The sequence below is a fragment of the Bartonella sp. TT110JLCBS genome, from assembly GCF_042193405.1.
In the GTDB taxonomy this organism is placed as follows: Bacteria; Pseudomonadota; Alphaproteobacteria; order Rhizobiales; family Rhizobiaceae; genus Bartonella.
In genome coordinates this window covers 1-500 of record NZ_JBHILT010000344.1, presented here as the reverse complement: position 1 = coordinate 500, position 500 = coordinate 1, and the positions used below count along the sequence as shown (strand labels likewise).

Annotated in this window: 1 pseudogene; it reads left to right on the top strand. The window is 38.6% G+C overall.

Features of this window, described 5'->3' with window-relative positions:
- Positions 1-500: pseudogene (locus ACFILW_RS11220) on the top strand (DEAD/DEAH box helicase family protein); the annotation flags it as partial.

Here is a 500-nt window from a genome sequence, read left to right as displayed (position 1 = left end):
GGAATGTCTCAAAAGCAATTAGGGCATCAATTAGGGGTAACTTTTCAACAAATCCAAAAGTATGAGAAAGTCTGTGAGGGTTTAAAAGAAGCAGACCGTGGCAAACTTATTATGGCATTTGAAACGGAGAAGATTTTTACCATCTTTAAGATAGCAGAACAAATAACCAGAACTGGCAAGCGTGTTTTGTTTTTCGTGCCTTTTCTGACTTTGATGTCACAAACGATAAGAGAATGGACACGCTATACAGAAGTGCCGTTTCGTTCCTTTGCGGTGTATTCTGATACATAAGTTGGCAAGCGTCGAAAAACAAAGATGCTGTTGTCGAATTCGATGTTTCAGATCTTGCTCTATCAGCTACCAACTGATGTTCAAAAGCTTTGAAAAAAACAAATAAAGTCTTAGCGAATGCAATGACCGTGGTGTTTGCTACTTACCAATTAATCCAAGTGATTGCGGATGCGCAAAAGAAATACGGTTTACCAGAATTTGATCTGATC